Here is a 25298-nt window from a genome sequence, read left to right as displayed (position 1 = left end):
CGCGTTCACTTCTTTTCGATTGCATTGGTCTTTAATGGCCGCCACGCGCGGCCGTCGCGTGCGAGCAGCGCATCAGCTTCGGCGGGCCCTTCACTGCCGGCCGCATAGCCGTGCACGGGCATCGCGCCGCCCGTTTTCGGATGCAGCACATCGTCCACCGCGCACCAGCTCGTCTCGATGCTGTCGGCGCGCTGAAACAGCGTCTCGTCGCCGAGCATGCAGTCGTACAGCAGCGTTTCATAGCCGACGTTCGCACGCTCCGCGAAGAAGTCTCCATAGTTGAACGAAGACTGCACCGGGCCGATCTGCATCACCGGGCCCGGCGTCTTGACGTTGAAGTCGAAGCTCGTGCCGTGCGCGGGATCGATACGCAGCGTCAGCACGTTCGGCGTGAGCGCGTCGACGGGCGTGTCGCGAAACAGACGGAACGGCACCGGCTTCAGTTGCACGGAGATTTCAGTGCGCCGCACCGCAAGCCGCTTGCCCGTGCGCAAATAGAAAGGCACGCCGGCCCAGCGCCAGTTTTCGACGAACACGCGCGCGGCCGCATACGTTTCCGTCTTGCTGTCCGGCGCGACGTCCGGTTCCTCGCGATAACCCACACCCGTAGCGCTTTTTTCGTATTGACCGAACACGACGTCGTTCGGTGTGAGCGGCAAGATCGCGTCGAAGATCTCGGCTTTTTTATTGCGCACGGCTTCGGCGTCGAAAGAATTGGGCGGCTCCATCGCCACCATGCCGAGCAACTGGAACAGGTGGTTCGGCACCATGTCGCGAAACGCGCCGGTCTGCTCGTAGAACTTGCCGCGCCCTTCCACGCCGATTGTCTCGGCCGCCGTGATCTGCACGCTGTCGATATATTCGCGCCGCCACACAGGCTCGAACAGCGCGTTAGCAAAGCGCACGGCAAGAATGCTTTGCACCGTGTCCTTGCCGAGAAAATGATCGATGCGATAGATCTGCGATTCCTTCGCCTGCGAAAGAATGTGCGCGTTCAGATCGCGCGCCGATGCGAGGTCGGTGCCGAACGGCTTTTCGATCACGATGCGGCGAAAGCCGCCGTCCTCTTTCAGCAAACCGGTCTCGCCCAAATGTTCGACGATCGGTTTGAAGAAGCGCGAGCCCACGGCCAGATAAAAGATCACATTGCCGCCGGGCGCCTGAGCGAGTTTTTGCTTCAGACGCGCGAAGGTGTCGGGCGTGTCGAAATCGCCGGCCATGTAGGTGAGGCGCTGCGCGACCCAATCCCATGCGCTGTCGTCGAGCTTACCGGCGTGGAAAGTGCTGGCTTTGTCGGCGGCGAATTTTTGCAGCGACTGGTGCAGTTCTTCGCACCATGCGCTCGTTTCGCGCTCGCCGTGATTCACGCCGACAATCTGCATGCCGCCGTCGAGCAGGCCATCCACGGCGAGGTTGTAGAGCGCGGGCATCAGGAGGCGCTTGGTGAGGTCGCCGCCCGCGCCGAAGATGACCAGCGTGCAAGGCGGCGCCGGGCACTTGCCGGCGGGCGACGGCGGCTCGCCGTGCGCACTCGCACTCACTTTGCAACTGCGCGGCGCGGCAAGGTTGCCGTTAGCATCCGCATTCGGAGAATTAGCGGCTTGGGGATTCGATGGAGTCGACATGGGATTCACTCGAGTAAGCCAATGAAACGGACGTGGCAATAGAGAGAAGACCGCGCCCGCCCCCACACAGTTCAACAACGGTCACGCGCTATTTGACCGCACTGCTCGCCAGCGCGGAAACCGTTTCAGGTTCGACCGCGGGCTCCGTGGGCCGCGCCGGAGCCGACGGCGCTGCCGGAATCGGCGCGCGCCCAGGCTCGCCTGCAAGCGGCACGCTGCCCGATGCGGCCATCTCACGCGGTTGCAGCAGCAATGCGACAAGCCCGGTCCAACCGGTTTGATGCGAAGCGCCGACGCCGCGCCCGTTGTCGCCGTGGAAGTATTCGTGGAACAGAATCAGATCGCTCGAACGCGGGTCCGCTTGCAGCAACGGGTACGCGCCCATGACCGGACGCTCGCCGTCCCGGTTCTTGAGGAATAGCGTGGTCGCGCGGCGCGCGAGTTCATCGGCGATTTCGGACAACGACAAGGTCTTTCCCGAGCCCGTCGGATATTCGACGCGGAATTCGTCGCCGTAATAGCGGTGAAATTCGTAGAGCGATTCGATCAACAGATAATTGACGGGCATCCACACCGGACCGCGCCAGTTCGAATTGCCGCCGAACACGCGCGTATCCGATTCAGCCGGCAGATATTTGACCGTGAAGCTATTGCCGTTGTGATCGAACACGAACGGATGATCGCGGTGGTATCGCGACAGCGCGCGCACGCCGTGATCGGAGAGAAATTCGCTTTCGTCGAGCGCGCGCCGCAACAGCGCTTTCATCCGATGTCCGCGCAAAACCGACAGCAACAATGCATTGCCCTTACCCGGCTCGTTCCAGCGCGAGACGAGCTTCGCGAGATCCGGCCGATGCTTGAGGAACCACACGAGCCGCTCGCGCAATCCGGGCAATTCGCCATGCAGGCGCTCTTCGAGTACATGCACCGCAAAAAGCGGAATGAGCCCGACGATCGAGCGCACGCGCATTGGAACACTGGTGCCGTCAGGCAGGCGCAGCTTGTCGTAGAAGAACTCGTCCTCGCTGTCCCATAGTCCGGTATCGCAGCCGTCGTCGCAACTCACGGCTTGCGCGATATACAGGAAGTGCTCGAAGAACTTTACGCCGATGTCGACAAACACATGGTTCGCATACGCAAGTTCCAGCGCGATACGCATGAGGTCGAGTGCATACGCGGCCATCCACGCGGTGCCGTCCGCCTGATCGATGTGGCCGCCCGTGGGCAGCGGCGACGAACGATCGAAGATGCCCACGTTGTCGAGCCCAAGAAAACCGCCCTGAAAGATGTTGTGACCGTCGGCGTCCTTGCGGTTCACCCACCACGAAAAGTTGAGCAGCAGCTTGTGAAAAATGAGTTCCAGAAAATCGCGATCGGGCTTGCCGGTGAGCGCGCGGTCGATCTCGTACACGCGCCACGCGGCCCACGCGTGAACCGGTGGATTCGCATCGCCTAGCGCCCACTCGTAAGCGGGCAGTTGTCCATTCGGATGCTGATAGCGGTCTTTCACCAGCAGCAGCAATTGACGTTTCGCGAACGCCGGATCGATCAACGCAAACGCCGCCGCATGAAACGCGAGATCCCACGACGCGTACCACGGGTACTCCCACTTGTCGGGCATCGACACGATGTCCGCATTGCACAGGTGCATCCAGTCCGCGTTGCGTCCACGTTTGCGCGCGGCCGCCGGTTGAGGCTGCAACGGATCGCCTTCGATCCAGCGATGCACGTCGTACCGGTAGTACTGCTTCGACCACAGCATGCCCGCGAGCGCCTGGCGCTGCACGAGACGCGCGTCCGGATCGTTCATGTCGCGTTGCAGCGCGCCGTAGAACTCGTCGGCTTCGGCGATACGCTTTGCAAAGAGTGCGTCCGCGTCGAACGGCACTTCGTCGGGCGTCGCCTCGGGACGCCAGCGCATATACACGACCGCGCGCCCATGCGGACCGAGTTCGATTGGCGCATGCGCGCCCGCCTTGGTGCCCCGATCGCGACGCACCGCGTGCTGATCGCCATGCACGAGGTAATCGTTGAAGCCGTCCTTGAACGGACCCTCGCCTTCCATATTGAAGAGGCGCTTTACGTTCGTGTCGTTCTCGCAGAATAGCCACGCGATTTGCGGCGCGTCGTGCGACCACGCGGTGACGACAATCGGTTCATGTCCATGCTGATGGCCGATCAACTGCGCGCGGCCTTCGTGGTCCGTGCCTGCGGCAAGCGACGGCTTGTCCGTGTTCTCTTTCCACGACCACGAATTGCGCGCCCAGATTTGCGGGAGCACATCGAGCGATGCGGGTTCGTCCGCGCGATTCTCGATTGTGACGCGCATCACGATGTCGTCGGGCGCGTGCTTCGCGTATTCGACCTGCACGTCGAAGTAACACAAGTCGTCGAACACGCCCGTATCGAGAATTTCGTACTCCGGCATGTCGCCGCCGCGCCGCGCGTTTTCCTCGATCAGATCCTGATACGGATAAGCCGCGTGCGGGTACTTGTACAGCATGCGCATGTACGAATGCGTCGGCGTGCCGTCGAGATAGAAGTACAGCTCCTTCACGTCCTCGCCGTGATTGCCCTGCGCGTTCGTGACACCGAAGAGCCGCTCTTTCAGGATCGGGTCTTTGCGATTCCACAGCGCAAGCGACACGCACCAGCTCAGCGTGTCGTCTCCGAAACCGGCAATGCCGTCCTCGCCCCAACGGTATGCGCGGCTGCGCGCATGGTCGTGCGGAAAGTAGTCCCACGCAGTACCGTCCGCGCTGTAATCCTCGCGCACGGTGCCCCATTGACGCTCGCTGAGGTAGGGGCCCCAGCGCTGCCAGTGGGCACAATCCGCCGAATGCAGACGTGAACCTTCAACAGTGGCGAACAGATTCGCAGCGCGCAGCGGTGGCATGACAGCTTCCTTGCGTCGGGCTTGGCGGTGGGACACACATCGTAGCGCGGTTTACGCGATGTGGCGATCCAACCCGGCAAGCAAATGCTCGACGCGCAGCAATTCGCCGAGCGACCACGCCTGCCACGGCGTGCCGGCGGGCGCGTGCGGCAAATCGCCGTCGGCGATTTCGGAAAGGTGATCGAGCCCCGCGTGATCGAGATGCGCATACAGCGGATCGAGAAAACGCGTTCGAGCTTCGCGGCGCGTTTCGTCGGTATTGCCGCGCACGCGCAGCCACGCTTCGACGAATGGACCGAGCAGCCACGGCCACGCCGTGCCCTGATGATAGGCGCCGTCGCGTTCGTAAGGGGCGCCGCTGTAGCGGCCGCGATAAGCCGGGTCCGACGGCGCGAGCGTGCGCAAGCCGAGCGGCGTCAGCAATTGCGCTTCGACCTGATCGACCACGGCGCGCGCCGCCGCGCCTTCGAGCAACGCGAACGGCAGCCCGCCGACCGCGAAAATCTGATTCGGACGAATCGCGCGGTCCGCTGTGCCGCTGACATGATCGACGTCGATGTTATCGAAAAGCGCCTGTGTCGACGGGCCGACGAAACGCTCGCGGAACGCCTGCCATGCGCGGTCGGCCGGTTGTTGCCATTGCGCATTCCACGTTGCTGCAATGCGCAATGCGTTGATCCACAGTGCCTGCACTTCGACCGGCTTGCCGATGCGCGGCGTCACGACCCAGTCGCCGACCTTCGCATCCATCCACGTGAGCTGCATGCCTGCGACGCCCGCGCACAACAAACCGTCCTCCGCCGATGCCTTGATGTTAAAGCGCGTGCCTTGCGTGTAGCCCGCGAGGATCGCGTCGGCGGCGGCTTGGAGACGCGCCCTTGTTGCCGCGCCCGCGTGATCCGTCGACAGATAGTCGTGCACGGCGACGATGAACCACAGCGACGCATCGACGGAGTTGTATTCGGGCGTGTCGCCGTAATCGGGGAAACGATTGGGCAGCATGCCCTCGGACAACGTGCCCGCCCATTCGAGCAGGATCGCCTCGGCGGCATTGAGACGGCCCGATGCGATCAGCAAGCCGCGCATCGCGATGAACGTGTCGCGGCCCCAATCGGTGAACCAGGGGAAGCCCGCGAGTATCGTGCGGCCCTCGTTACGCTGCACGACGTAGGCATCGGCGGAACGTTGCAGGCGCGAGCCGAATGCTTCGCGGCGTTGTTGTTCGGTTTCCGCGAGGGTTTCTGCATGGTGCGTTGCGGTTACGTGTGTTTGTGTTGCGTCGGATGCGCTGAGAATCATGACCGCTTGCTCATCCGCGAGATTGAAGCTGAATACGCCGGGGGTCGCGAGGTCTTCGCTGAAATCCAGCCCGCGCTCGCGCTCGCGAACGTAGCAGAAGTTGCGATACCAGTCGGGCGCGTGCGCGTAGCTGCCATTCGTCGCGGCATGAATGCGCGGCAGGTCGCCGTAGGGTTGCCAGCTTACGTTGCGCGCGTCGTCGCTGATTTGCGCGCCAAAGTTGAACGCCGCGTTCTCGTGATGCAGCGCGTGATAGTCGCGGCCGGACAGCAACGGCCTGACCTTCAGCGTAAGCGCGCCTGTTGGCGTCGCCGCCTGCGTGCGTTCCCATTGCCAGCGCAATACCGTTTCGCACGTCGCCTTGCTGACGAACACTTCGGCCGTGATGACAATCTGCGCATTGAACTCGAAGCGCCATGTCGGCCACGGCTCCGTGCCGAACGCCAGCAGATTCGCGCTCGCATCGGGATAAAGCACATCGGGCACGTAGCGCTGCATGCTGAGCGGATAGCGCTCGCCGTCCGCTTCGAGCCAGGCTTCCGCGCCGTTGACCAGCACGACGCGCCCGCCTGGCGCGCGCGTGGCCGCCAGCAGCAATGCGTGATAGCGGCGCGTGCGCTCGGTGCCCACGGTCCCCGACGCGAAGCCGCCGAAGCCGTCTGCCTCGAGCCATTCGTCTTCGAGCCGCGGCATGTCGAAAGGTCGTTCAATGCGTGTCATGGCGTGAGTGATCTTGCGATGGAAGGCATTAGCGTGTCCATTCTCCTACTTATCACTTTCCGGTTCCTTTCGAAGAACTCACAAACGCGAGTCATTTTTCCCACTCGCAAACGTTTCACAATTATTTCTTGAAAGGGTTGGAGACTGCATCCGCTTTCACAAAACTGGATGCCGACATGAGAAGAGACAAACACCCCGTGAGTGTCTTTTTCGTTGCGCTCGCAACGTACGCATTAACGGGTGCATTAACGGGTGCATTAAGCGGCTGCGGCGCGGATGACTCCGCATCGGCCAATGCGTCTTCTTCATCGAATGTTGATGCTTCGCTCGATGCGCCATCTTCCGCGGCATTGTCCGCAGCCGCTATTCCGAATGCATCGTCGGCGCTCGCCGCGAATCCCGCTCTCGCATCCGACGCCATCACGCAGAACGTGCAAGCCAGCCTCGCCGCCGACAGCCAGCAGGTCGCGCCCGTCATGCGTTATGCACCGGGCGACAGCGCGAACAGCAACTGACCGATTCCCCTGGCGCGCGTGGCGCGCTATTCTTCCCCCCGCAGAAGGTGATATTCCATGACATCAAATAGCCGTCGCCGTTTCCTGCAGACCGTGGCTTCGTCCGCCGGCGCTGCCGCTGCGCTTACCGCGCTGCCCGAGTCGATTCGCAATGCGTTGGCCGTTCCCGCGTTTTCGCGCACGGGCACGATTCACGATGTCGAGCACATCGTCGTGTTCATGCAGGAAAACCGTTCGTTCGACCACTACTTCGGCCATATGCGCGGCGTGCGCGGCTACAACGACCGCTTCCCGATTCCGCTGCCGAACGGCAAGCCGGTCTGGTATCAGCCGTCGAAGGCGGACCCCACGAAGCCTGTGCTGCCCTTCCATCTGGATACGTCGACCACAAGCGCGCAATGCGTGGGCGACCTCGATCATAGCTGGTACAAGACGCATGCCGCGATAGACGGCGGCCGCTACGACCAGTGGCCCGCGACCAAGACCGACATGACGATGGGCTATCACCTGCGCAGCGACATTCCGTTCCACTATGCGCTCGCCGATGCGTTCACGATCTGCGACGCGTATTTCTGCTCGATGCCGGGACCGACGCATCCGAACCGCTCGTATCTGATGAGCGGCACGGTCGACCCGACGGCCAAGTTCGGCGGACCGCTGCTCGACAACAACGACTGGGTCGACGGCGACGGCCCGCCGAACTATCAGTTGCTTTCGTGGACCACGTACCCCGAGCGCCTGCAAGCCGCCGGCATTTCGTGGCAGATCTATCAGCAGGGACTGACCGGCGCCGATCCGCTGAACGGCAACTACGGCACCAACATCCTGCAAAACTTCAGCAACTTCATCAACGCGCAGCCTGGCTCGCCGTTGTATGAGCGCGCCCAAACCGTACGCACCATCGACGATCTGAAGGCCGACGTGCTCGCGAACAAGCTGCCGCAAGTGTCGTGGCTGTGCCCGCCCGCCGCGTACTCGGAGCATCCGAAATACACGCCGGCGTATGGCGCCGAATATACGTCGCAGATTCTGGATGCGTTGACGTCGAACCCCGAGGTGTGGAGCAAGACCGTGCTCTTCATCATGTACGACGAGAACGACGGCTTCTTCGATCACCTCGTGCCGCCGCAACCGGCAACCACGGCTGCGCAAGGCAAGTCGACAGTCAGCACCGAAGGCGAAATTCACAACGTGGTCAACCCGGGACGCGGCGGCAGCTATACGGCCGACGGCCTGCCCTACGGCCTCGGCCCGCGCGTGCCGATGACGATCGTGTCGCCGTGGAGCAAGGGCGGCTTTGTGTGCTCGCAGGTGTTCGATCACACGTCGGTGATTCGCTTCATCGAAACGCGCTTTGGCGTGTACGAGCCGAACATCACCGCATGGCGTCGCGCGGTGTGCGGCGACCTGACGACAGCGTTCGATTTCCGCACGCCCGACTCGCGCATTCCGCCGCTGCCCGACACGAGCAACTACAAGACCATTGCCGACAACCAGTGCGCGACGCAGCCGAAACCGACCGTGCCCGCGACGCCCGGCTCAATCGATCCGCAGGAAAGCGGCATTCGTTTCGCGCGCGCCTTGCCGTATGAATTGCATGTGAACGGCCACGCGGACGCGAAGCAGAACGCGTTCGAAATTTCATTCGGCAATACCGGCGACCAGGGCGCGCATTTCTATGTGTACTCGACGAATCGCACGGACGGTCCCTGGCGTTACACCGTTGAAGCGGGCAAGTCGCTCAGCGAGTCGTTCGATCTGACATCGACGAACGGCGTCTACGCTTTTCAGGTGTTCGGTCCGAATGGTTTCGTGCGCAAATTCGCGGGTAACGTCTGGAGCAATGCGCAGGCAGAGCAGCTTGCGGGTGGCCATCACAATGGCAAACCGGCGGAGCCCGAAGTGAAGGTGCAATACGATGTCGCGAACGGCAACGTGTTCCTCAAGTTCAGCAACAAGGGCGGCAGCTTTGCGCGTTTGACGGTGACGGATAACGCGTATGGCGCACGTCCGCGTCCGGTGATCGTGCCGCCGGGCGCGCATATCGAAGAGGCGTGGGTGCTGGCAGCGAGCCATCACTGGTACGACTTGACGATAACCAGCAACGACGACGACAGCTTCTCGCGCCGCGTTGCGGGTCACGTCGAAAATGGGCGGCCGAGTATTAGCGATCCGGCTGCGATTGCGCCGGTGTTGGTGGCAAGTAAGGCGGGTTAGGTTGAGGCTGCGGTTGCGGTTGCGCGTGCGTGGTGTCGGCGCGTCTGGCCGCAGCCTCTGTTGATTGCTAGCAGAGTTCGCACGAAGCTGCTGTCATCACGCCCCCAACAACACCCCCGTTCTAAACGCCCGCGTCCCCGTCACACGCCCCAGCGGCGCGCCCGCCGTCACAAACCGAATCGCGCGACGCATGTAAAACACGCCTTCCGTATTGCTCGTCAACGTAGTGGTTTCGTCCGTCAGCGGATCGACAATATCGAACAACGGTTGACCGACGCGAATCGTCTCGCCGATCTTCGCGCGATGCACGAGAATGCCGCTCACGGGCGCATAGAACTGCTCGCTTCCGGCGAGCGGCGTCGCAGGAGTCAGCAACGGCGGCAGCGGCTTCGCTTCCAGCCGAATCGCCTTGCGCCACATGAGATAGTCGACGATCGCATCGGCGTCGTGCTGTGCCGCTTCGTATGAAACGTCGCGCTGGCCGCGGCATTCGACAGTCACTGCAATCGTGCCGGTAGGCACCGGCTTGTCGGCGGGCATATGTTGCTGCAACTCCCACCACAGCAGGCTATGCGTTTCGTCGAAGGCCTCGCCGCCCGAGTTCGTCGCCAGCAGCGACGCTTCTGCGCCAAGATAGCGCGCGAACGGTTCGACTTGAGGCCACGCCGCCTCGCTCGTGTAGAGATGCATCGCGGCCTCGAGCGAACAATGCAGATCGATCACCACGTCTGCATCGAACGAGAGCTTCAGCATCGCCAATTGCAATGACTCGAACTCGGTCAACGGCTTTTGCGCGGCGAGTTCGTCGGCAATCAGACGACGAACGATCCGCACGTTTTCGGCGGCGTCCGAACCTAGCGCTTCGCGCGCTTGCGCGACAAGTTTCGTCAGCCGCACAAAGTGCCGGTTGAAGTTCTTGCCGCTTGCAAGGTCGAAGCGTCCGATAAATTGTCCGAGTACGTATTGCCCGAGTCCGATGGGATTTGCCACGGGCACAAGCACGATCTCCGCATTCAGCGCGCCCTGCTTTTCAAGTTCGATCAAACGACGCTTCAATAGAAGCGTGGTCAGCATCGCTGGCGTTTCGTCGGCATGCAGCGACGACTGGATATAAATCTTCTCGCCGCTGCCTGGCGCGCCGAAGTGAAACGATACGAGTTCGCGCTGGGTGCCGATTGCCGGCGAAATGAGCGGATGCGATTGCCTGTTCATGAGAGACGAGCGTGGAGTTAAAGAGCGGAACGCGCGGGCATCAATTGCCGTACGGGTCGAAGTCGAAGTACTTTTTCGCGATCTGCGCATACGTGCCGTCTTTCAGCATCGAGGCAATCGCGGCGTTCATCGACGCCTGCACTGCCGTCTCGTCCTTGCGCAAGCCGATGCCCGTGCCGCGATCGCCCATCGAAAGCGGTTCGCCGACAAACGCGAAGCCCTTGCCGGACGGCGTGCGCAGAAAGCCGAAGTCCGCTTCCACCGAGCCGAGCAGCGCGCCGTCGAGTCGTCCATTCTGCAAGTCGGCGAACACCTCGTCCTGGCTCTTGTACGCGACGACATGCGCGCCGAGCGGCGTCCAGTTCTTCAGCGCATAACCTTCGAACTGCGTGCCCGATTGCACGCCGATCTGTTTGCCCGAGAGCGCCTGCAAGCCCGCGGCGAGCGGCGAGCCTTGCCGCGCGATCAGCCGCGATTTGAACTGAAAGAGCTTCGACGTAAATAGAATCTGCTGCTCGCGTTTCTGCGTGATCGCCATCGACGAAAGAATCGCATCGATCTTGCGTGCCTGCAGCGCGGGAATCATCCCCGAAAATTCGAGCTCGACCCATTGGCAACGCGCTTTAATGCGGCGGCAAATTTCATTGCCGAGGTCGACGTCGAAGCCTTTGAGGCTGCCGTCGGGCGACTTTGAATCCATCGGCGGATAGCTTGGGTCGATGCCGAGGCGCAGCGTGTCGGACTCGGCGGCAAACGCGCCGCTGCTGAGGGCCAGCGCGGCGCTTACGATCATCATCAGAGGCAGTTTCATGGGAGCGGAAGTTGTCGAAGTGGACGGAACACGGCGAGCCCATCGTATGCCGCTGCGCCGCTTCATAGAAGTCAGCTTCGGACTATCATGATCACCTTTGCCGATCACTGGCAGTGAACCACGGACGCTCCAATGGCGTTGACGATCTCCCAACTGCGGGCCTTCAAGTCCGTCGCCGAACATGGCAGCTTGCGCGCGGCCTCGCGTGCACTCGGCGTCGCGCAAAGCGGCATCACGCAGCAGTTACAGAACCTCGAATCGATGTTGGGCGCGACGCTTTTCATCCGAACGAATCGCGGCATCGCGCTGACCGCGCTCGGCCAGCGGCTGTTGCAGCGAGCGGGCGCGATTATCGGCGAATGCGAGCGCGCCGAGCAGGAGGTGCAGCAATTGCGCGGCGACTACGCGGGCGAGGTCACGTTCGGCATGACGACAGAACCGTTAGTCGATGCATTGGCGCCCGTGCTGATGCAGTTCCGCACGCGCTTCGAGCGAGTGGCGCTGCATCTGCGCACCGGCACATCGCGCATGATGATTTCGTGGATTCGTGAAGGCACGCTCGACTTCGCAGTCGCACTCGTGTCGAAGCACACCGATACCGCTGATCTTTCCGTCGCGCCGCTGTATCGCTCCGATCCAGTGATCGTCTGCCGCAAGGGTCATCCGAAGGCGCGGGCTCGCTCGCTTGCCGATCTCGCCGATTGCACATGGATCGCCACGCGCTCGCCGAATCTCACCGACGATCCGCAAGTCAATCGACTGAATCATCTGTTCGAAAGTCATGGTTTGCCGCCGCCGAAAATCGTCGCGACCGTCGAAGGTTTGTACGAGACGCTGCATCTCGTGGGCGCGACGGATTGCCTGTCGCTGGAGTCGTCGATTGTCGCAACACAGGGCGCGTTTGCCGGCGCGCTGACCACGATCGACGTCCGCGAGCGCGCGATCGAGCAAACCGTCTGCCTGTTGCAACGCGCCGCGATTCCGCTCACGCCCGCCGCGCAGGAACTCGCCACGATGATCGCGTCGTACACGCGCACCGTGCGGGCGCGTTGATGGAGGCGCTGCAAGCAGGCTTGCCGCGCTGCGACTAGAATCAAAGCCCCCTTCTTCGCGCGAACAACTTTCGAGGCGTCAGTAAAAAGAAAGGCGCGAGGCTATGTCGCAGACCATCAACAGGAGTTTTCCCACATGATGAATCGAGACAATCCCGTCTGGCTGATCACCGGCTGTTCGACCGGCTTTGGCCGCGAACTCGCGAAGCTGGTGCTCGAGCGCGGCTGGCGCGCCGTGGTCACGGCACGCGATGCATCGAAAATAAAAGACATTGCCGAGCCGCACGGCGAGCGCGCGCTCGTTCTGCCACTCGACGTGACGAACCGCGCGCAGATCGCGGAGGTCGTCGCACAGGCAAAGCAGCGCTTCGGCCGCATCGACGCGCTCGTGAATAACGCCGGCTACGGCTATCTGGCGGCAATCGAAGAAGGCGAAGACGCGGAAGTGCGGGCGATGTTCGAGACCAACGTGTTCGGTCTCGTCGACATCACGAAAGCCGTGTTGCCGGTCATGCGCGAGCAGCGTAGCGGTCTGATCGTCAACGTATCGTCGATTGGCGGGCTCGCGAGTTTCGCGGCGACCGGCTATTACCACGCGACGAAATATGCGGTGGAGGGTCTGTCGGAAACGCTCGCCGCCGAGGTCAAGCCGCTCGGCATCGACGTGCTGATCGTGGAGCCCGGTCCGTTCCGCACGAATTGGGCCGGTGCGTCGATGAAGCAATCGGCCACCGTCATCGACGACTACGCGGCCACCGCCGGCGAGCGGCGCAAGCAGACCGAAGCGCGCAGCGGCAATCAGGCGGGCGATCCGGTGCGCGCGGCGCAAGCGATTATCGACGCCGCACTATCGGACAAGCCGCCTCTGCGTTTGCTGCTCGGCAAGACCGCGCTCGAACTCGCGCGCAAGAAGCTCGACTTCATGCGCGGCGATTTCGATGCGTGGGAAGCGACCACCGTGGGCGCCGATTACCCGGACGCCTAGAACTCGACGAGCGCGAAGTCTTCCTTGCCCACGTCGCACAGCGGGCAACGCCAGTCGGCGGGAACGTCGGCCCAGCGTGTGCCCGGCGCGATGCCCTCTTCCGGCAAGCCGGCGGCTTCGTCGTAAATCCAGCCGCAGATCACGCAGACCCACTGCTTGAAGTCGTCGGCGGAAGCGGGGTTGGCGGCGTTGGTGGCATTCGCCGATGGCGAATCCGGCGCGCTTTGCTGCTGTGAAGCCGGCGTCTCGTCCAGGCTGACGACGAGCGGCGCCTCCGTGCTCGCGCCGCTTGCGCTGCTCGCTGCGAGGCGCGCCTGCAGGCTGTCGAGCAGGCGTTGCGCTTCGTCTTGCGTGAGGTCGATCCAGTACGGATCGCCTGCGCCGTCGTTGAGCCGTTCGGGGGAAAACTGGATCTCCAGCGCTACGCCCTTCTTGTACATGACGGCGTTACACGACCAGATTCAGCACGATGGCCGCGATAAGCGCAGTGCCGCCGATCAGGCCGAGCAATTGAAGCAGAGTGAGGGATTTGCGCGATGCGGTGGGGAGTTGTTGCGTGGTCACGAGACGGTCTTCGGAAATCGGAAAAAGCGAAATGGTACACGGGTCGCGCGGCGGCGCATGCCGATTTGCGCAAACCCGTGTGTGATGTTGGGCAAGCGGTGGCTCGCCTGATTGGCGAGCAGTTGCCATTATCGCAGCGCGAACGCGCCGGATTATTTACGGCGCGGAGATGAACTCATTCGCGGGCAGGCGCAAAGCCGCCCGCGGTAGGCCGCCCCGCGCTTCCGCTCAGCTTTTCGCCAGCGGGCTGCCGTGACGCGAGTCCCAGAAGCGGATCACTTCGGTATCCCCGGTGCCCGCGCCGACCACCTGATCCGGCGAGCCGCATTCGCGCAGCAGCGCGCGCAGATCGTTGATAACGGGAAACACCTCGTGATTCCAATCCGCGCCCTGCGAATCGTGCGCGCGCTGCTCGGCTTCGACGATTTCGCGGTCTTCCTTGAAGATGCGCTCGGTGAACCACACCAGCAGCGGCCACGCGAGATTCAGTGCGCCAGGAATGCCCGGCTTGCGAATCGACAGCAGCCCGAACGTGCGATTGGTGCGCTGCTCGCGATCGAGCGGCACATAGACGATCCACAGATCCATCACGAGTGTCTTCTCCGACGTGCGAATCTGCAGCGTCTGATACGGATACTCGGTGCGGATCGTCATCACGTCCTTGTCGTTGTCGCCACCCGTTTTACGGCTCTGGCCGAACACGATAGCCTCGCCGATCGGCTGCTGGCCGGCCATGCGCGCAAACGTATAGTCGACCTCGACCCAGCCTTCGCCGCGCCGCCGCCCGAGCGAACGCGCGCGCATCTGTCCCATTTGCCGGCGATGCAAAAACTGATGGTTCATGTCCATCAGATTCTCGTGCATGAACGAGTAGTGGCAATTCACCGGACGGCCGAAGCGCCGCGTCTTGTACTTCTTGTCCGACACGGAGCCGAGCGTGGGCAGCGGACGAACCTCGGCCATTGCCGGGTCGCCGGGGAATACGAAGATCAGTCCTTCCACTTCGCGGCACGGATACGAGCGCACGCCGTTCGGCAAACGCTCGCGCCCGAGATAGGGCACGTCGATGCATTTGCCCGAGCAGTCGTAAGTCCAGCCGTGGTAACCGCAACGAATCGATTCGCCATCGACCACGCCCTGGTGCAACGGCACCTGCCGATGCACGCAGCGGTCTTCAAGCGCGAACACTTTGCCGGACTCGGTGCGTGCGAGCACGATCGGATCGCCCGCGAACGTCACCCCATGCGTCTTGCCGCGCTTCACCTCATGTGACCACGCGAGCGGATACCAGTAGTCCGGGTGAATCCCGACGCGGCGCAGGTCGCGAACCGGCGCGTCGTTGGCGGCCTGGCCCTGTGTGGGAGCGGCTTTTGGCGATGCCGCATGCGTTGGCGACGCCTCGACGGTGTTTTGTTCGAGCGGGGGAACAGCATGCATAGTGTGGAGCCTCCGTGCACGTGCGGATAGAGTAGGAGGCCGCGTGTGGCGGCCGTTATCGCCGTCAGTCTACTCGAACCGGGCGGAGCCTGGGGCGGGCGGGACATCGCGCCGCGCCCGGCGGCCGGGTGCTCGGGGGTGTCGCTACGCGTCGTCGCCGGCTATCAGGCCGGTGCGGCGCTGCACGCCCCACGAGCGTCCGCCGCGCAAAAAATGCAGCCAGCCGAGCGCCGCGCCCAGGTGCCGCAGCAACTGGAAAGTGAACGGCTCCGCGATTGCCGCGAGCATCGCCATCCCCATGCCGGCACGGCTGCGCGTGCCGGTCCAGCGTCGGTAAAGATGGATGCTCCACAGGTAAAAGGCGAGATCGATCGCCGTTTTGACGCCGATCACGCCGAAGATCGACGCGACGATCGCGCCGTGACCGCCCAGCAAAAAAGCGAGCAGCAATCCGAACGCCGTCAGGCCGTAGATCGGCTGCATCGTGTCGAGCGCCTTGACGGGCAGCATCAGCATGCCGAGCATTCCATAGCGCGGATTGCCGGTCATGTCGCGATTCCAGTACTGCGTTTGCAGGAAGCCCGCGAACCAGCGGCGACGCTGGCGCAGGAAACTGGCGAGGTTGTCGGGCGCGTCCGTGTGCGCATGCGCGTTGCCGATCACACGCACGTCCCAGCCGAGGCCGTGATCGACGGAATGACGGCGCAGCCGGTGAATCAGCTCGTAGTCTTCGACCAGACACTGCGGATCGAAACCGCCGACGTCCAGCAGCGCCTCGCGTTTGAACGATGCGAACGCGCCCGACACGAGCAGCAGACTGTCGGCGCGCATCCACGCAAAACGCGCGATGAAATTGCGCATGTATTCGTAGGTCTGGAACCATTGCAGCACGCGGCCCGACGCCGATTTGCCGCACACCGGCACCAGAATGCCGGCCGCGGCGACGAGCTTCGCGTCGTTCGCAAAAGCGGCGCGCATCGCGTAGGTGGCGTCGTCGTCGAGCAGCGTGTCGGCGTCGACGGTCATCACGGTTTTCGTTGTCATCAACGTGATGGCGGCGTTCAGCGCGCGCGCCTTGCCGCCGTGCGGCATGCGCAGCCAGAACAGATTCGGATGCAGCGCGCTCGGTGCGCTCAGCGTGCCCTCGGCAGGCGCGGTGAGACCGAAGCGTTCGGTAAGGAGCGCGTGCGTTTGATCGGTCGAGCCGTCGTCGGCAATGACGATTTGAGCCGGGCCGTGCACCTGCCGCAGCAGCGCCGCGATCGTGACCGGCAGCACGGCCGCCTCGTTATGCGAGGCGACGATCACGCCCATGTCCGGCAGAGCGCGCCGATCGTAATCGGGCTCGAGCGGCGGCACACGGCGCATCAACGGCAAGCTTTTCCAGGTGACGAACGCGAGCAGCAACGTGTCGTAGAGCACGTAGGCGATACCCGTCGACCACGCAACCACGCCGTGCAGAAAGAATGCACGCGCAAACAACAGCAGCCATGCAGCGACGACGGCCGCATGAATCAGCGTGCTCAACCACGTCGTGCCGCGCGGCACGATGCGGGGCGATGCAAGCGCGAACGCCTGTTCCAGGGTCTTTTTCAAAATTGCCAAGCGTCGATGGTTGCTGCCGTTTCAGAAAATGAGCGATGCGGTTGTCACGGCACCATGCGCTTCAGAACCGATTTACGATCGATCCACTCGTGCTTCAGCGCGCCGCCGATATGCATGGCGAGCAGCGCGTACAGCGCATAGCCGAGCCACGTATGCAATGCGCCGAAGCGGTCATGCAGCGTCTCCTTCAACGCCGGCTCGAGGTTCATCACGTAGCCGATGCGCGGCCAGGGAAACAGATCGAAGAGCCGCATGGGATGCGTGGCCGCGTCCTTCCATGCCGAGTCGTGCAGCCAGCCCGAGAGCGGCAGCGCGATCATCAGGAAATAGAGAACGAAGTGCGCGACATGCGCGGCCACTTTTTCCCACGACGGAAATTCGCGCGGCAGCGGCGGCGGCTTGTGCGATACGCGCCACAAGATCCGCATTAGCGCGAGGCCCAGTACCGTGATGCCGATGGACTTGTGCGTATTGATCACCGGACGCACCCAGTCGTCGGGCAACGAGTCCGCGCTCAAGGCCAGCACCACGTTGCCGATGATCAGCAACGCGATGAGCCAGTGCAGCGCGATTGCCGTGCGCGTGTATCGCGGGGCTGCCGAAGCGTGGGTCTGGTTGGCCAGACGTTGAGTGTGCGTATTCATGAGTGATGTGATCGGCGAGAGAATCGTTGCAATGTCTTTGTAATGGCGCGTTCAGCGGCTTAAGCGACGCACCATTCACGGACAAGAACTGCTGAGTGTGCCGTTTTATTCCATGACGTGCTTAATGATGTGTTTCGGTTTATTTCACGTCGGCAGGCCTCGGCGAGTTTGCGCTAGACCCGAGAACTTCGTGGCGCAAGAAAAATATCTCTGTGGCGTGCAACCCGCGATAGGCCAATTCAATTGGCATCGGCGGAAATCGCATCCTCTAATAAAAGCCCTGTGTTTGGCTGCATTCGCCTATCGACCGTCGCTTAACCGGAGACATCAATGTCGCAACCCGAGCCAAATGTGGAAGAAGTGGTGAGAAGCATCGCGGAAGAGACCGATACGCCGACCGAGACGGTCTCGAAGATGTACGCGGACACGTTGGCCGACTATCGCCATCAAGCCAAGGTGCAGGATTACGTGCCGCTCTTCGCGGCGAGGAAAGTGCGCGACCAGCTTCGCGACGCGTCACATCGCAAGCATTGAATATCGCGGCGCGTGTCATGCGATTCGTCGGTTGATTTAGCCTGATACATGCGGCGATATACGCCGCGATACCCGCGCCATTGCACGTAAAACACCGCTTATTTTTTCCCGCTGCTAGACTGAACTCCGTTCAACCGACCGGGGGATTGGCATGCGTGTGGCAATCGTTGGCGCGGGAATCGCCGGGCTGAGCACGGCATGGTCGCTCACCAAACTGGGGCATGATGTCACGCTGATCGAGCAGGGTTCGATCCCGAATCCGCTCGCCGCATCGGGCGACCGGCATCGCATGATTCGCCGCGCATATGGCGAAGCCGACGGCTATGCGCAGGCCATCGCCGAAGCGTTCGATAGTTGGGACATGCTATGGGACGATCTCGGCGTTTCGCACTATGCAAATTGCGGCGTGCTCGGTATTTCGCAGTTTGCCGGCGATGGCGCCGAGCGGTTTCGCATCGGCCTTGACCGCATGGGCTTCGAGTACGAACGGCTCGATCCGCGCGAGGCCGCCGAGCGTTACCCGTTTCTCGATGCCGCTACGTTTCGCTACGCCTACTTTGATCGCGACGGCGGCACGCTTTTCAGCGAGCGCATTGCGCATGATCTGAAAGCATGGCTCCGCATGCGCGGCGTCGACATTCGCATGCACACGAAGGCCGTGGCGATCGATCCGCAGAACGCGAGCGTGCGCATCGAAAGCGGCGCGACGGTTCACGCGGACCGGCTCGTCGTGACGGCCGGTGCGTGGACGCTGCGGCTCTTTCCGTCGCTCGCGGAAAACCTCTCGATCTATCGCAACGCCGTTGCTTATCTGACGCCGCCCGCCGATCTCGACGATGCGTGGTCGAACGCGCCGGCAATCGTCGACATTGGCGGTTCGAGCGACGGCTATGTATTGCCGCCCAGCGACGGTATTGGTCTGAAGTTCGGTGCGCGTGCATTCAAACGGTCGGTGCCGGATGCGGAAAGCGACCGCATCGCCGGGCCCGACGAAGGCGACCGCTTGCGACGGCTCTTTGCGCCGCCGCTTAGCCGCATCGATGAATACACGGTCACGGAGGTGAAGACCTGCGCGTACACGTTCACCGCAGATGAGCGGTTCTTTTCGAAGCGCATCGGCAAGACGCTCGTGGTGTCGGCGTGCTCGGGGCACGGCTACAAATTCGGCGCGGCCGTGGGCCAGCGAGTCGCGCATGCGCTCGAAACCGATGACGACGCGACGCTCGTTCAGTGGCTCAGAGCGGAAACGGTGTGAGGACGTTGTGAGCGACGTTGTGAGAGACGGCGCTTGATCTTGCGCTGAGTGAGTGCATGGTTCCAAATTCTGCGCATGCGCTGGAGCTAACAATCGCGGCCCGATTTTCTTATGCTGACGGTTTGCGTCGATATAACAAAGGAGCCGCGCATGTCCGACACGATTCAGATCCGCCCCGTCAAACACGACGATTTCAATGCATGGCTGCCGCTATGGGACGCATATAACGCGTTCTACGGCCGCTCCGGCGAGACTGCATTGCCGCGTGAAATCACGCAACTCACGTGGGGCCGCTTTTTCGATGTGTACGAGCCGATGCATGCGATGGTCGCCGAACGCAATGGGCAGTTGGTCGGCATCGTGCACTTTCTGTATCACCGGCATACGACGCTCGCGGGACCGATTTGTTATTTGCAGGATCTGTACACGTTTGAATCCGAGCGCGGCAAAGGCGTGGGGCGCGCGTTGATCGAGGCAGTGTATGCGCGCGCGAAAGCAGACGGTTCGCAGCGCGTGTATTGGCAAACGCACGAGACGAATCACACGGCGATGAAGTTGTACGACGCGGTGGCGGATAAGTCGGGGTTTGTGGTTTATCGGAAGCAGGTGTGAGCAACGCCCCGCTGCTTTAGACATTCACGCGGCTCGCCCCAAAACAAAAAGCGCACCACCCAGTGCGCTTTTCATCCCCGCAATTACGGCCTCACATCACCGCCCACCTAACCCGCCCTCAAGCCTCCAACTGCTCGAGCACCTTGCCCTTGGTTTCAATCCCGAGAAAATGCACCGCCACCGCCGCAAGAAACGGCACGGCCGCGAGAATATAAAACGCGATCTGTAAATTACCGCCGATCATCGTCTTCGACACAATCGCCGGCGCGAAAATCGCCGCGACTTTCAGCCATGCGCCGCCGACGCCGCAACCCATCGCGCGAATGCTCGTCGGGTACAACTCCGGCGTGTATACATAAGCCGTGATGAAGCCGCATGCAAGAAAGCCCAAGGACAACGCACAGCACGTCGCCACCACATACACCGACGAATCGTGCAACACGCCCGCCATCAGCAGCGAAACTGCGCACGCCAGAAACGACAGATTAATGATCGGCTTACGCCCCACCTTGTCCACCAGCAGCGCGCAAGTCAGCGACCCCACCACGCCCAGCACCGAAGCCGCCACGGCCAGGTTCAACGCGAGTTGCAACGGCGCGTGATAGATCGTGCGATAGATGGTCGGCAGCCACGTCGACAGACCATACTGAATGAAGCCGCATGTGATCCACAGCATCGCAACGGCCAACGTGCGCTTCAAATACGCCGGACCGAACAGATCGCCCATGCGGCGCTTCGGATGACGATTCGCCATCGCTTCGAATTCGGCCGAATGCACAACCGGCGGCAACGGACCCTTCGCGGCGCGTTCAAATGCATGGACTGCTGCATCGGCATCGGCCATGCGTTCGCGTTCGGCGAGCCAGCGCGGCGACTCGGGCACGAGCTTGCGCAACACGAAGAACAGAATCAACGGCATGCCGCCGATAAAATACATTGCCTGCCAGCCGAAACGCGGCACGATCCACGCGCCGAGCGCATTTGAAGCCAGCAGCCCAACCGGAAAAACAATTTCATACAACAGCACGAAACGGCCGCGCCCATGCGCACGGCTGATCTCGTTGATGTAAGTCGCGGCAACCGGCAATTCGCCGCCGAGTCCCAGGCCCTGAATCACGCGCAGCACGACAAATGCCGCGAACGTCGGCGCAAATCCGCACGCAATGCTCGTAATGCCGATGATGCCCGAGCTCAGTGCAATTGCTCGAACTCGCCCCTGACGCTCGGCATACCACGGGAACACGAACGCGCCGATCAGTTGCCCGACCGACCCCGAGCCGATCAGAAAGCCGATTTCCCACGGCGTCAGATGCCACTTCGCGATCAGCACCGGCAGCGTAGCCGCAATCGCGATCACGTCGAAGCCGTCGAAGAACGTGGCGAGTCCGATCAGAATCCGCGCGCGCACCTGCATCGCGTTCTTCGGCAGTCGCTCGAGCCGCGCGATGATCGAGCCTCTCGTGACAGGGCCCGAAACGCCTGCGGCGCTGCGGTCTCCAATGGTGTTGTCGATGGTTCTCATGCCGTGGTGCCGTCCGTAGATGTGGTTAGGCAAGCGCCGTTGAGGCGTCGGTCAGTGTGGCAAGGTCGATGGTCCGGCCTTGATTCATCCACTTGCGCGAGAGCTTCAGTTCGCGCGGAGTGTTGATGGCGATCACGCCGCGAATCGCGCCGTCTTCCAGATGAAAAAGCGTCGCGCGCTTGCCCGGTAAATCGCCGCGTATCGCGAGCTGCGCATCGGCGGGAATGTCGCCGAGAATCTGCAGATTGACGTCGTATTGATCGGACCAGAACCACGGAATGTCCGCGTATGGTTCAAACTTGCCGAGCAGCGCCTTGGCCGCGCCAATCGCCTGGTTCTGCGCATTGGCCCACGATTCGAGACGCACGCGCCGCTTCAGCCACGCGCTCGGATGATTCGCCACGTCGCCGCAAGCGAAGATGCGCGGGTCGTCGGTCGCGCCGAAATGATCGACCACGATGCCGTCCTCGACCTTCACGCCCGCCGCTTCGGCCAACGCCGTGTGCGGCGTAAGACCGATGCCGGCGACCGCGAAATCGGCGTCCAAAGTCGAGCCATCCGCGAACGTTGCACGAATGCGATTTGCGTCGTTCGGATGATCTTCGAGCTTCGTGAGCGCGGCTTTGAGGCGCACGTCCACACCGTTCGCACGATGCAGGTCGAGCAGGAAGTCGGAGACCATCGGCGGCAATGAACGGGCGCATAGACGCGGCGCGCCTTCCACCACGGTTGCATCCACGCCGAGCTTGCGCGCGGTCGCGGCCACTTCGAGACCGATCCAGCCGCCGCCCACCACGAGCACACGCTTGCTCGCGCGCAGCCGTTCGCCGAGCGCAACGGCTTCATCGAGCGTGCGCAGATAAGTCACGTGCGAGGTCTTCACCAGCGCATCCGGCAAGCGACGCGCCGCGCCGCCCGTCGCGATCACGAGGCGGTCGTATTGCACTTCACGTCCCGCTTGCGTGCGAACAACGCGCTTCTCGCGATCAATCGACGTCGCGCAATCCGGCTGCCACGCTTCGATCTTCAGCGCGTCGAAATCGTCGGGCTTGACGAGACGCACGGTGTCGATAGTCGCTTCGCCGGAAAGCACGGCTTTCGAAAGCGGCGGACGTTCGTAGGGCAAATGCACTTCGTCGGCGATCATCACGAGGCGGCCGTCGTAGCCTTCCTTGCGCAGCGTCTTCACGACCCAGCCTGCCGCCTGGCCGCCGCCGATCACGACAATCGTGCGCGGCGTTTCGAGCTCGGCATGCGCGGCTCGCGCCTTTTCAGTAGCAGGGTCAGTCATTTTTGCGCTCCGTCATGAACTTGCCTTCCGGCGCCTTCGCGTTTTTCTGCCGACGCGTATTGCCGTCGATGCCGCCATCGATCGCCCATTCGGCGAACACGGTCGGGCCCGGTTCGAAATCGCGCGGCTGCCATTCGGGCGTGAGTTGATCTTCGTCGGCGTAGTACTCGATCAGGCCGCCGGCGGGATTCTGGAAGTACCAGAAGTACGCCGACGAAACCGGATGACGTCCCGGCCCGAGTTGCGTATCCCAACCGCAGCGGCTGGTGTGCATGCCGCCGCCGAACACTTCATGGATGTCGCGAACGGTGAACGCGACGTGATTCAGACCGCGCTTGCCGTTCGGCAACGCGAGCAGAAAAATGTCGTGATGGCCGCCGTGCGGCGCGCAGCGCATGAATGCACCGCGGCCCGGATAACGGTCCGACATTTCGAAGCCGAGCAGTTCCTGGTAGAACTTTTCCTGTTCGGCCAGCCTGTTCGTGAAGAACACGACATGACCCACTTCGACGGGTTCGGCGCGCTCGTAAATCGGCGACGGCTGATCCACGCGCAGCGTTTGGCCCCACACGTTCGAAGGCGAGCCGTGAATATCGAGCGCACGTTTGCGCGTCACTTCAACGCGAATCGCCATGCCGTTGGGATCAATGCAGCCGACTGCATCTTCGGTTTGGAAATGGCCCGGCTGACCCGCAAAGCGTCCGCGCAATTCGTCGAGTTCAGCTTTAGTCGCAACGCCCCACGTGACTTCGCGCAGCGTCGGACCTTCTTCGAATGCGGGCGGCAGCGACGGATCGTTGGCATCGACGGCGAGAACCGTGCAGCCGTTGAGCGTTTCGAAGCGCGCATGCGTTTCGTCGTGCGCGACTTCCTTCAAGCCCCAGTCCGCGAAAAAGCGTCGACAGGTAGCGAGATCCGTCACGCCGTAGATAATCTGTTCAATGCCGAGAATCGTCATAACCTGCCTCTTGCGTATCGTGTGTCTTCAGTCAGCCCACGCCAGCGGCGCGTCGTTCAAGCCCCAGTAGAGGCTCTTCTGCTGCATGTATTCGCGGATGCCGAGCCGGCCTTTCTCGCGTCCCATGCCGCTCTCTTTCCAGCCGCTAAATGGCGTCGAAATCGAGAACAGCTTGTAGGTGTTGATCCAGATCGTGCCGGCTTCCAGCGCGCGGGCGATCCGATAAGCACGCTTGTAATCGCGCGTCCAGATGCCGGCGGCGAGGCCGAACACACTGTTGTTCGCTTCTTTGAGCAGCGACGCTTCGTCGTCGAACGGCATCGCGACCAGCACGGGGCCGAAGATTTCTTCCTGGCAGATGCGTGCGTCGTTGGTGAGACCTTCGAGAATCGTCGGCTGAAAATAGGTGCCTTGTTCGCGACCATCGCCGACCGGACGCTCGCCGCCGCACAGCAGGCGTCCACCTTCTTCAAGACCGAGCGCGACATAACGCTCGACCGTTTCGCGATGCGCCTGCGTGATCAGCGGACCCATCTGCGTTTCCACGCGCGACGGATCGCCGACGCGCAACTTGCGCGCGCCTTCTACCAGACGCTTCATGAACGCATCATAGATAGAGCGCTGCACGAACAGACGCGAGCCCGCGATGCACGCTTCGCCCGACGAGCTGAAAATGCCGTACAGCACGCCGTTCACCGCGTGATCGAGATCGGCGTCGTCGAAAACGATGGTCGGCGATTTGCCGCCGAGTTCCAGCGAGACCGGCATCAGCTTGTCCGCTGCAATGCGCGCGATGCCTCGGCCTACTTCGGTGCCGCCGGTGAACGACACTTTCTTCACGAGCGGATGACGCACGAGCACGTCGCCGATCACGGAGCCTTTGCCCGGCAATACGCTGATCACGCCTTTCGGCACGCCCGCTTCCTCGCAGATGCGCGCGAGCGCCAACGAGGTCAGAGGCGTCACTTCCGCGGGCTTGAGCACGACGGCGTTGCCGCCTGCCAATGCGGGCGCGAGCTTTTGCGCGTCGGACGCAATCGGCGAATTCCACGGCGTAATTGCAGCGATCACGCCGATGGGTTCATACACGCTCATCGTCAGATAATCGCCGCGCGAAGGCGTGACTTCTTCGTCGAGCGTTTCGAGGCACGCCGCGAAATAGCGGAACGTGTTGGCCGCGCTCGCCACGAGCACGCGCGTCTCACCAATCGGCTTGCCGTTGTCGCGGCGCTGCAACTGCGCGAGCGCTTCGTGACGCGCCATGATCAGATCGGCGATGCGATACAGAGTCAGCGCGCGTTGATGCGGCTTCAAACCGGACCAGTCCGCGCGACGCCATGCGATATCCGCGGCTTCCACGGCTTCGCGGGCGTCGTCGGCATTCGCCGTGGAGATTTCCATGTTGACCGACTGGTCCGCCGGATACAGGCTTTTATACGGGTTGCCGCGCCCTTGCCGCCATTCGCCGCCGATAAAAATATCGCCGGTCGGCACAAGGCTGGTATCGAAGTGAGTCATGTCGGTCATTCCGGTTTGCTTCAGCT

20 protein-coding genes are annotated in these 25298 nt (G+C 62.4%); 7 read left to right on the top strand and 13 right to left on the bottom strand.

Annotated features, from left to right (window positions below; genetic code table 11):
• Window positions 1-5 precede the first annotated feature (5 nt).
• From zwf to P0D87_RS26550, 3 genes are all read right to left on the bottom strand, one after another.
• Window positions 6-1625, bottom strand: a complete 1620-nt coding sequence (gene zwf / locus P0D87_RS26560; protein ID WP_053859803.1) for a glucose-6-phosphate dehydrogenase — start codon at window positions 1623-1625, stop codon at window positions 6-8.
• 88 nt (window positions 1626-1713) lie between these two features.
• Window positions 1714-4521, bottom strand: coding sequence for an MGH1-like glycoside hydrolase domain-containing protein (locus P0D87_RS26555; protein ID WP_053859802.1), 2808 nt, complete (start codon window positions 4519-4521; stop codon window positions 1714-1716).
• A 51-nt stretch (window positions 4522-4572) separates the two neighbouring features.
• Complete coding sequence (locus P0D87_RS26550; protein WP_053859801.1) at window positions 4573-6540, bottom strand: amylo-alpha-1,6-glucosidase; 1968 nt, start codon at window positions 6538-6540, stop codon at window positions 4573-4575.
• Window positions 6541-6716: 176 nt separating this feature from the next.
• Between P0D87_RS26550 and P0D87_RS26545 the strand changes: the two genes are divergently transcribed.
• Together P0D87_RS26545 and P0D87_RS26540 are read left to right on the top strand one after the other, a co-directional pair.
• The gene (locus P0D87_RS26545) at window positions 6717-7055 is read left to right on the top strand and encodes a hypothetical protein (protein WP_053859800.1); all 339 of its coding nucleotides are present in this window, start codon (window positions 6717-6719) and stop codon (window positions 7053-7055) included.
• Between the two features lie 57 nt (window positions 7056-7112).
• Entirely contained in the window at window positions 7113-9272 is a 2160-nt protein-coding gene (locus tag P0D87_RS26540; protein ID WP_053859799.1) for a phosphocholine-specific phospholipase C, read from the top strand.
• 96 nt (window positions 9273-9368) lie between these two features.
• On the opposite strand, the gene P0D87_RS26535 is transcribed toward P0D87_RS26540, so the two are convergent.
• Complete coding sequence (locus P0D87_RS26535) at window positions 9369-10484, bottom strand: succinylglutamate desuccinylase/aspartoacylase family protein (protein WP_053859798.1); 1116 nt, start codon at window positions 10482-10484, stop codon at window positions 9369-9371.
• 40 nt (window positions 10485-10524) lie between these two features.
• Window positions 10525-11295: a transporter substrate-binding domain-containing protein gene (locus P0D87_RS26530; protein WP_053859797.1), complete on the bottom strand. Its 771-nt coding sequence runs from the start codon at window positions 11293-11295 to the stop codon at window positions 10525-10527.
• A 132-nt stretch (window positions 11296-11427) separates the two neighbouring features.
• Here P0D87_RS26530 and P0D87_RS26525 point away from each other — a divergent pair, with 132 nt between their 5' ends.
• Both P0D87_RS26525 and P0D87_RS26520 read left to right on the top strand, forming a co-directional pair.
• Window positions 11428-12348 (top strand): LysR substrate-binding domain-containing protein, encoded by a 921-nt coding sequence (locus P0D87_RS26525; RefSeq protein WP_053859796.1) that lies wholly within the window; start codon window positions 11428-11430, stop codon window positions 12346-12348.
• A gap of 135 nt (window positions 12349-12483) precedes the next feature.
• Window positions 12484-13332, top strand: coding sequence for an oxidoreductase (locus P0D87_RS26520; protein WP_053859795.1), 849 nt, complete (start codon window positions 12484-12486; stop codon window positions 13330-13332).
• On the opposite strand, the gene P0D87_RS26515 is transcribed toward P0D87_RS26520, so the two are convergent.
• The 4 genes from P0D87_RS26515 to P0D87_RS26500 form a co-directional block, all read right to left on the bottom strand.
• Window positions 13329-13772: a rubredoxin gene (locus P0D87_RS26515; protein ID WP_082367137.1), complete on the bottom strand. Its 444-nt coding sequence runs from the start codon at window positions 13770-13772 to the stop codon at window positions 13329-13331. The two genes, P0D87_RS26520 and P0D87_RS26515, sit on opposite strands and share 4 nt — an antisense overlap.
• A gap of 352 nt (window positions 13773-14124) precedes the next feature.
• The gene (locus tag P0D87_RS26510) at window positions 14125-15333 is read right to left on the bottom strand and encodes a Rieske 2Fe-2S domain-containing protein (RefSeq protein ID WP_053859794.1); all 1209 of its coding nucleotides are present in this window, start codon (window positions 15331-15333) and stop codon (window positions 14125-14127) included.
• A 144-nt stretch (window positions 15334-15477) separates the two neighbouring features.
• Entirely contained in the window at window positions 15478-16929 is a 1452-nt protein-coding gene (locus P0D87_RS26505; RefSeq protein ID WP_053860787.1) for a glycosyltransferase family 2 protein, read from the bottom strand.
• Between the two features lie 53 nt (window positions 16930-16982).
• A complete protein-coding gene (locus P0D87_RS26500) occupies window positions 16983-17582 on the bottom strand; it encodes a cytochrome b (protein ID WP_029967208.1) in 600 nt (199 codons plus the stop codon).
• A gap of 330 nt (window positions 17583-17912) precedes the next feature.
• Between P0D87_RS26500 and P0D87_RS26495 the strand changes: the two genes are divergently transcribed.
• The 3 genes from P0D87_RS26495 (at window position 17913) to P0D87_RS26485 (ending at window position 19983) form a co-directional block, all read left to right on the top strand.
• A complete protein-coding gene (locus P0D87_RS26495; protein WP_029967210.1) occupies window positions 17913-18116 on the top strand; it encodes a DUF3562 domain-containing protein in 204 nt (67 codons plus the stop codon).
• Window positions 18117-18267: 151 nt separating this feature from the next.
• Entirely contained in the window at window positions 18268-19371 is a 1104-nt protein-coding gene (locus tag P0D87_RS26490) for an NAD(P)/FAD-dependent oxidoreductase (protein WP_053859793.1), read from the top strand.
• A 150-nt stretch (window positions 19372-19521) separates the two neighbouring features.
• Window positions 19522-19983 carry a GNAT family N-acetyltransferase gene (locus tag P0D87_RS26485; RefSeq protein ID WP_053859792.1) on the top strand — a complete coding sequence of 154 codons (462 nt, stop codon included), beginning with the start codon at window positions 19522-19524 and terminating at the stop codon, window positions 19981-19983.
• Between the two features lie 118 nt (window positions 19984-20101).
• Here P0D87_RS26485 and P0D87_RS26480 read toward each other — a convergent pair whose 3' ends face one another.
• From P0D87_RS26480 to P0D87_RS26465, 4 genes are read right to left on the bottom strand one after another with little or no spacing between them, the layout of a single operon-like run.
• Window positions 20102-21505 carry an MFS transporter gene (locus tag P0D87_RS26480; protein ID WP_053859791.1) on the bottom strand — a complete coding sequence of 468 codons (1404 nt, stop codon included), beginning with the start codon at window positions 21503-21505 and terminating at the stop codon, window positions 20102-20104.
• Window positions 21506-21530: 25 nt separating this feature from the next.
• Window positions 21531-22796 (bottom strand): NAD(P)/FAD-dependent oxidoreductase, encoded by a 1266-nt coding sequence (locus P0D87_RS26475; RefSeq protein ID WP_053859790.1) that lies wholly within the window; start codon window positions 22794-22796, stop codon window positions 21531-21533.
• Window positions 22789-23754 carry a VOC family protein gene (locus P0D87_RS26470; protein WP_053859789.1) on the bottom strand — a complete coding sequence of 322 codons (966 nt, stop codon included), beginning with the start codon at window positions 23752-23754 and terminating at the stop codon, window positions 22789-22791. Before P0D87_RS26470 ends, P0D87_RS26475 begins: the two co-directional genes overlap by 8 nt.
• 27 nt (window positions 23755-23781) lie before the next feature.
• On the bottom strand, window positions 23782-25272 hold the full coding sequence (locus P0D87_RS26465) for an aldehyde dehydrogenase (protein ID WP_029967222.1): 1491 nt from the start codon (window positions 25270-25272) through the stop codon (window positions 23782-23784).
• Between the last annotated feature and the right edge of the window lie 26 nt (window positions 25273-25298).

Source organism: Paraburkholderia sp. RL17-368-BIF-A (assembly GCF_046054045.1).
GTDB lineage: Bacteria > Pseudomonadota > Gammaproteobacteria > Burkholderiales > Burkholderiaceae > Paraburkholderia > Paraburkholderia graminis.
Note: the sequence above shows the minus strand (reverse complement) of the source record. Positions and strands in the feature narration are given on the sequence as shown.

Bases quoted from the DNA above. Each gene is read 5' to 3' on its own strand.
- P0D87_RS26555 (WP_053859802.1), bottom strand. From the start codon at position 4,521: ATGCCACCGCTGCGCGCTGCGAATCTGTTCGCCACTGTTGAAGGTTCA.
- P0D87_RS26485 (WP_053859792.1), top strand. From the start codon at position 19,522: ATGTCCGACACGATTCAGATCCGCCCCGTCAAACACGACGATTTCAAT.
- P0D87_RS26465 (WP_029967222.1), bottom strand. From the start codon at position 25,272: ATGACTCACTTCGATACCAGCCTTGTGCCGACCGGCGATATTTTTATC.
- P0D87_RS26510 (WP_053859794.1), bottom strand. From the start codon at position 15,333: ATGCATGCTGTTCCCCCGCTCGAACAAAACACCGTCGAGGCGTCGCCA.
- P0D87_RS26500 (WP_029967208.1), bottom strand. From the start codon at position 17,582: ATGAATACGCACACTCAACGTCTGGCCAACCAGACCCACGCTTCGGCA.
- P0D87_RS26480 (WP_053859791.1), bottom strand. From the start codon at position 21,505: ATGAGAACCATCGACAACACCATTGGAGACCGCAGCGCCGCAGGCGTT.
- P0D87_RS26540 (WP_053859799.1), top strand. From the start codon at position 7,113: ATGACATCAAATAGCCGTCGCCGTTTCCTGCAGACCGTGGCTTCGTCC.
- P0D87_RS26515 (WP_082367137.1), bottom strand. From the start codon at position 13,772: ATGTACAAGAAGGGCGTAGCGCTGGAGATCCAGTTTTCCCCCGAACGG.
- P0D87_RS26495 (WP_029967210.1), top strand. From the start codon at position 17,913: ATGTCGCAACCCGAGCCAAATGTGGAAGAAGTGGTGAGAAGCATCGCG.
- P0D87_RS26475 (WP_053859790.1), bottom strand. From the start codon at position 22,796: ATGACTGACCCTGCTACTGAAAAGGCGCGAGCCGCGCATGCCGAGCTC.
- P0D87_RS26535 (WP_053859798.1), bottom strand. From the start codon at position 10,484: ATGAACAGGCAATCGCATCCGCTCATTTCGCCGGCAATCGGCACCCAG.
- P0D87_RS26530 (WP_053859797.1), bottom strand. From the start codon at position 11,295: ATGAAACTGCCTCTGATGATGATCGTAAGCGCCGCGCTGGCCCTCAGC.
- P0D87_RS26525 (WP_053859796.1), top strand. From the start codon at position 11,428: ATGGCGTTGACGATCTCCCAACTGCGGGCCTTCAAGTCCGTCGCCGAA.
- P0D87_RS26545 (WP_053859800.1), top strand. From the start codon at position 6,717: ATGAGAAGAGACAAACACCCCGTGAGTGTCTTTTTCGTTGCGCTCGCA.
- P0D87_RS26490 (WP_053859793.1), top strand. From the start codon at position 18,268: ATGCGTGTGGCAATCGTTGGCGCGGGAATCGCCGGGCTGAGCACGGCA.
- P0D87_RS26550 (WP_053859801.1), bottom strand. From the start codon at position 6,540: ATGACACGCATTGAACGACCTTTCGACATGCCGCGGCTCGAAGACGAA.
- P0D87_RS26520 (WP_053859795.1), top strand. From the start codon at position 12,484: ATGATGAATCGAGACAATCCCGTCTGGCTGATCACCGGCTGTTCGACC.
- P0D87_RS26470 (WP_053859789.1), bottom strand. From the start codon at position 23,754: ATGACGATTCTCGGCATTGAACAGATTATCTACGGCGTGACGGATCTC.
- zwf (WP_053859803.1), bottom strand. From the start codon at position 1,625: ATGTCGACTCCATCGAATCCCCAAGCCGCTAATTCTCCGAATGCGGAT.